Source organism: Paracoccus sp. FO-3, from assembly GCF_006386455.1.
GTDB classification, from domain to species: Bacteria; Pseudomonadota; Alphaproteobacteria; order Rhodobacterales; family Rhodobacteraceae; genus Paracoccus; species Paracoccus versutus.
On the sequence record NZ_VCBQ01000179.1, the window covers coordinates 1 to 5,223 of the forward strand.

Sequence of the window (5,223 nt, forward strand, 5' to 3'; positions counted from 1 at the left end):
GGCCAGGTCGCATCCGCACCCGGAGCTTCGCGATCGCACGATCTGGGAGGTTCATTTGGGCCATCACGCTGCAGGAGGAATTCTTGTCGATCGAAACCGCCTTGCGCTCTTCAAGCCCGGTTTCGTCGGGCCGCGCTGTGAAGTCGCCGAGAACCACCATCTTCAGAGGCAGTTCAGCCTCTGCTTGCCGATCGCCGGCTCCGGGGACGAACTTGGCGTTGATTCGCTCCTTGGGAGCGACCGACACGCCCTTTAACCATTACACATCTCCTCGGAACCCATGCATGCGCATAACGATAGTTAACGCGCCAGCAAGTCGGCCTTGAGTTGCACGAAGCCCGACTTTCCTGTTGATCCGCACCCATCCGCTCGCATGGGCAGATCGAAGGAAACGCTACATATTGTCGTCATACTGAAGATAACTGCATGAATATACCACACATATGGCATACGATGGCATGCAGCCAGTTGCCCGCCCCTGCGCGCTTGCACCGCATCTTCCCATGGGCAGGACGCCTTCCGACGCTGCCGGCGATCATGTCGCCGACTCAGCTTCGATAGCGATGAACCGGATCACCTCGCCTGCTTCGTCAGGCGCAGGAAGTCCGACCCGCGGCAGCCGTAGCCCTCGCGCTTGCGCTCCTCGGCACGCACCAGCGCGAAGAGACAAGCCTCGGCATCCTCATGCTATCGGAACAGGAAGGCTCGAATCTTCCGGTCGTGGCCGCCGATATGGTCGTAATGCCCGGTCAGCGTGCCGGCCATGACCTCGCCGAACAGTCCGCCCCGCATGATCGAGGGCAGTCAGGAGGGATAGGTCGCGTGAGCCTCGTCGGCGTCGGGATGGGGTCGATCCCCATCTGCTCATGGAAGAAGGCGCGCATCGGCAGGGGCGGATTCGAGATAGCCAACGAGATCAGCTATCAGCGCGTCGTCGCGGTCGCAGCGCTGCTCCAGCAGGAGATGGCCGTGATTTCGGACATCGCTCGGGAGTGCTCGAACCAGCGTTTCAGCGCATCCGGCGGGCGCGGACGAATATGCACGGTCAACGCGAAACTCCCCAGCACCTGTTTGGGAAAGTCGCCCACCCGCATAAAATGCTGATGCATCCGAGAAGCACGCCCGCCATCCCGCGCCCCAGGCCCCCCGCTGCAAAGGGTCCATGCTGCGAAGGGCGCGGACGTTCGGGCGGACGGATCAAAGCCCCAGGCACCAGCGCATGACGGCCTTTTGCGCATGCAGCCGGTTCTCGGCCTCGTCGAAGATGACCGAGTTCGGGCCGTCCATCACCGCGCTCGTCGCCTCGTCGTCGCGATGCGCGGGCAGGCAATGCATGAACAGCGCATCGGGCTTGGCGCACGCCATCAGCGCCTCGTTCACCTGGTAGGGACGCAACTGGTTGTGCCGCCGCTCGCGCGCCGATTGCGGGTCGTGCATCGACACCCAGGTATCCGTCACCACCAGGTCGGCGCCCTCGACCGCCTTGGCCGGGTCGCGCTCGATCACCGCCTGCACGCCCTGGGCGCGGGCGAAGTCCAGCGCCTCGCGCTCGGGGTCCAGCGTCGGCGGGCCGGTAAAGGTGAAGTCATAGCCGAACTGGCCGGCGGCATGGATCAGCGAGCAGCAGACATTGTTGCCGTCGCCCGACCAGACCACTTTCCTGCCGGCGATGGGGCCGCGATGTTCCTCGAAGGTCATCACGTCGGCCATGATCTGGCAGGGATGGGTGCGGTTCGTCAGCCCGTTGATCACCGGGACGCTGGCATATTCCGCCATCTCCAGCAGCGTCGCCTCTTCGAAGGTGCGGATCATGATCAGGTCCACATAGCGCGACAGCACCCGCGCGGTGTCGGCGATGGTCTCGCCGTGGCCCAGCTGCATCTCGCTGCCGGAGAGGACCATGGTCTGCCCGCCCATCTGCCGCACGCCCAGGTCGAAGCTGACGCGGGTCCGGGTCGAGGGCTTTTCGAAGATCAGCGCCACCATGCGGTTCCTGAGCGGCAAATCGGCGTCGGGCGCACCCTTGGGCTGGCCGTTGCGCGCATCCTTCATCCGGCGCGCAGCGTCGATCATGCCGCGCAGGTCTGCCTTGTCGGTGGTATGGATGTCGAGGAAACTGTTCATTTGTGACTGTCTTTCGGATTGATCTGGCAAGCAAGCCGCTTTGCCTAGGGGAGGTCAAGGCCAAAGGCCCCGCGTCGTGGCGGAAATCGACCTCTCCTCATCGGTGCCGCGTCATGATGCGCGCCAGGGTTCCGTCTTCCGAAGGGCGCAGTTCCTCGCCGCGGAAGCCGGCCTTTTCATAGGCGCGGATCGCGCGCAGGTTGTCGGGCTCGGGGTCGATGACCAGGACCGGCGCCTCGGCCAGCAATGCATCGGACAGGGCGCGCAGCCAAAGCCCGCCGTGGCCGAACCCCTGGGGGCCGGAAAAGCAGTCGATCGCCAGCGCATCGCCGGGCAGGCCGGCGAAATGCGGCGCGCCCCAGTGATGCGCCGGGTAATACTGGGCATAGGCGATGGGCGCGCCGTCGCAAAGCGCGATGACCTGCCGCATCGCCGGCTCGTCCAGATCCTCAGCGATCCCGGCCAGCTCCGCCTCGGCCCCGCGCCACCAGCGCGCGACCTCGGGCTGGCGCAGCCAATCCGCCAGCATGGGCAGGTCGGCGCGCGTGACCGGCCGGAAGCCGAACCTATCCATCCAGCCTGCCGGCGGCCCGGTCCAGCCGGGCGACCGCCTCGGCGATCTCCGCATCGCTGATGGTCAGCGGCGGCAGCAGGCGCAGGGTGTTGTCGGCCGCGGCCACGGTCAGGATGCGCTCGGCATAGCCGGCATTGACCAGATCGCCCGGCGCGACCTTGCATTTCAGGCCCAGCATCAGCCCCTGGCCGCGCACCGTTTCGAAGACCTCGGGATGCGCCGCCACCAGCCCCTCCAGCTTCTGCCGGAAAAGCGCGGCCTTGCGGTTCACCTCGGCCAGGAATTCGGGCTGGGCGATGATCTCCATCACCTTGGCGCCCACCGCGCAGGCCAGGGGGTTGCCGCCATAGGTCGAGCCATGCGTGCCCGCCACCATGCCGGCAGCCGCCTTTTCGGTCGCGACCACCGCACCCAGCGGGAAGCCGCCGCCGATGCCCTTGGCGATCATCATGATGTCGGGGGTGATGCCGGCATATTCATGCGCGAACAGCTTGCCGGTGCGGCCCATGCCCGATTGCACCTCGTCCAGCACCAGCAGCGCGCCGGTCTGGTCGCAAAGCGCGCGGATCGCTGCCAGGTCGGCGTCGGGCAGCGGGCGGATGCCGCCCTCGCCCTGCACCGGCTCCAGCATGACGGCGGCGGTGCGGTCCGAGATGGCGGCCTTCAGCGCCTCCATGTCGCCCCAGGGCAATTGCCGGAAACCGGGCATCAGCGGGCCGAAGCCCTTGACCATCTTTTCCGACCCCGCCGCCGCGATGGCGCCGGTGGAGCGGCCGTGGAAAGCGCCCTCGAAGGTCAGGATCTCGTAGCGGTCGGGATCGCCCTGCTCGCTCCAATACTTGCGCACCATCTTGATCGCCAGTTCCGCGGCCTCGGTGCCGGAGTTGGTGATGAAGGCGGTGTCGGCAAAGGTATGCCCGACCAGCAGGTCGGCGAGCCTTTCCTGCTCGGGGATCTGGTAGAGGTTCGAGACATGCCAGATCCGGCCCGCCTGTTCGGTCAGCGCGGCGACCAGGTCGGGATTGGCATGGCCCAGCGCATTCACCGCGATGCCCGCGCCCAGGTCCAGGTATCGCGTCCCGTCCGTCGCGATGGCCCAGGAGCCCTCGCCCCGCTCGAAGGCGATGGGGGCACGGTTATAGGTCGGCAGGACATGCGAAATCATGGAGTTACCCTCTCTGGGAACGGCCGCGCGGCGGCACCATGGCTGACGGAAAGGCAGGCGGGATCGGACGTCGAAAGCGTCAACGTCGGGGACGGGCGATATGGGCGGTCCGAGCGATCATGCCCGTTCGCATAGCGCGGAAGCGGCCCCCGTGCAACGGGGATTTCAGGGCTTCATGCGATAGCCCGAGGCCAGCCAGCGCCAGGCGGTGAACAGCACCAGCGCCACGGCCAGCCCGCAGACCGCCAGCCCGCGCAGCACCGGCGCGTCGGAAACCCCGGCGATGCCGTAGCGCGCGCCGTCGATCAGGTAGAAGATCGGGTTCCAATGCGCCAGCGCCCGGAACGGCTGGGGCAGCGCCTCGACCGAATAGAAGGTGCCCGACAGGAACGACAGCGGCGTGACGATGAAATTGGTGATGACCGCCATCTGGTCGAATTTCTGCGCCACGATCGCGGCCAGCAGCCCCAGCCCGCCCATCAGCAGCGCGCCCAGCACCACGAAGGCCAGCGCCCAGAAGGGATGCGCCACCCCCTGCCCCAAGACCAGCGCCATGCCGGTGGCGATGGCGGCGGCGACGATCAGCGCCCGCGTCACCGCCCCGGTCAGGTAGCCTGCCAGGATCTCGCCCGCCGACAGGGGCGGCATCAGCGTATCGACGATATTGCCCTGCATCTTGGCCGAGATGATGCTGGAGGAGGTATTGGCGAAGGCGTTCTGGATCACCGTCATCATCAGGATGCCGGGCCCCAGGAAGGCCAGGTAGGGCAGGCCCATCACCTCGCCCCGGTTTTGCCCCAGCGCCAGCGCAAAGACGATCACGAACAGCGCCGAGGTCATCAGCGGCGCGAAGATGGTCTGCTGCCAGACGCTGAGGAAGCGCATGATCTCGCGCCGGCTGAGCGTGTATAGGCCCAGCCAGTTCACCCGGCCAAAGCGGCGCACGCCCATCTGGCGAAATCCGGGGCGGGACTGGATCGGCTGCATCGGGGCTCCTTGAATTTGCGGGCTCGGATGGGTAAATCTGGCTATCCCCGGATTTAAGGCCGGGTCTTGCGGAATTGAAGCCACTAGCACGAAGAGCGCCGGGACGCATCCCGGTGCAGGAAAGGCAAGCCATGTCCTGGACCGACGAGCGCGTCGAGACGTTGAAACGCATGTGGGCCGAAGGCCAGTCGGCCAGCCAGATCGCCAAGGAGCTGGGCGGCGTGACCCGCAACGCGGTGATCGGCAAGGTCCACCGCCTGGGCCTGTCGAATCGCGCCGAAGAGGGCGCGGACCCGGCGCCCGAACCCGTTGCCGCCAAGCCCGCCGTCGCGGCCGCCCCCGCGCCTGAACCCAGGCCCGCCGCGCCCGAGCC

At 66.8% G+C, this 5,223-nt stretch carries 7 protein-coding genes; 2 read left to right on the plus strand and 5 right to left on the minus strand.

The window, feature by feature from the left end; genetic code table 11:
- Window positions 1-247: type VI secretion system contractile sheath small subunit (locus tag FE811_RS25575; protein ID WP_140849318.1), on the minus strand; the 247-nt coding region annotated here is incomplete at its 3' end.
- Between the two features lie 575 nt (window positions 248-822).
- Here FE811_RS25575 and FE811_RS25580 point away from each other — a divergent pair.
- Window positions 823-1,104, plus strand: a complete 282-nt coding sequence (locus tag FE811_RS25580) for a hypothetical protein (protein ID WP_116222197.1) — start codon at window positions 823-825, stop codon at window positions 1,102-1,104.
- 93 nt (window positions 1,105-1,197) lie between these two features.
- On the opposite strand, the gene argF is transcribed toward FE811_RS25580, so the two are convergent.
- The 4 genes from argF to FE811_RS25600 all read right to left on the minus strand — a co-directional run bounded on the left by argF (window position 1,198) and on the right by FE811_RS25600 (window position 4,850).
- The gene (gene argF / locus FE811_RS25585) at window positions 1,198-2,124 is read right to left on the minus strand and encodes an ornithine carbamoyltransferase (RefSeq protein ID WP_036760744.1); all 927 of its coding nucleotides are present in this window, start codon (window positions 2,122-2,124) and stop codon (window positions 1,198-1,200) included.
- Window positions 2,125-2,221: 97 nt separating this feature from the next.
- Window positions 2,222-2,698: a GNAT family N-acetyltransferase gene (locus tag FE811_RS25590; RefSeq protein ID WP_166435541.1), complete on the minus strand. Its 477-nt coding sequence runs from the start codon at window positions 2,696-2,698 to the stop codon at window positions 2,222-2,224.
- On the minus strand, window positions 2,691-3,863 hold the full coding sequence (locus tag FE811_RS25595) for an aspartate aminotransferase family protein (protein ID WP_116222195.1): 1,173 nt from the start codon (window positions 3,861-3,863) through the stop codon (window positions 2,691-2,693). Before FE811_RS25595 ends, FE811_RS25590 begins: the two co-directional genes overlap by 8 nt.
- A gap of 165 nt (window positions 3,864-4,028) precedes the next feature.
- Complete coding sequence (locus FE811_RS25600; RefSeq protein WP_072463669.1) at window positions 4,029-4,850, minus strand: ABC transporter permease; 822 nt, start codon at window positions 4,848-4,850, stop codon at window positions 4,029-4,031.
- Between the two features lie 131 nt (window positions 4,851-4,981).
- Between FE811_RS25600 and FE811_RS25605 the strand changes: the two genes are divergently transcribed.
- Window positions 4,982-5,223 (plus strand): GcrA family cell cycle regulator (locus tag FE811_RS25605; protein WP_305034202.1); only part of this gene is annotated, 242 nt, incomplete at its 3' end.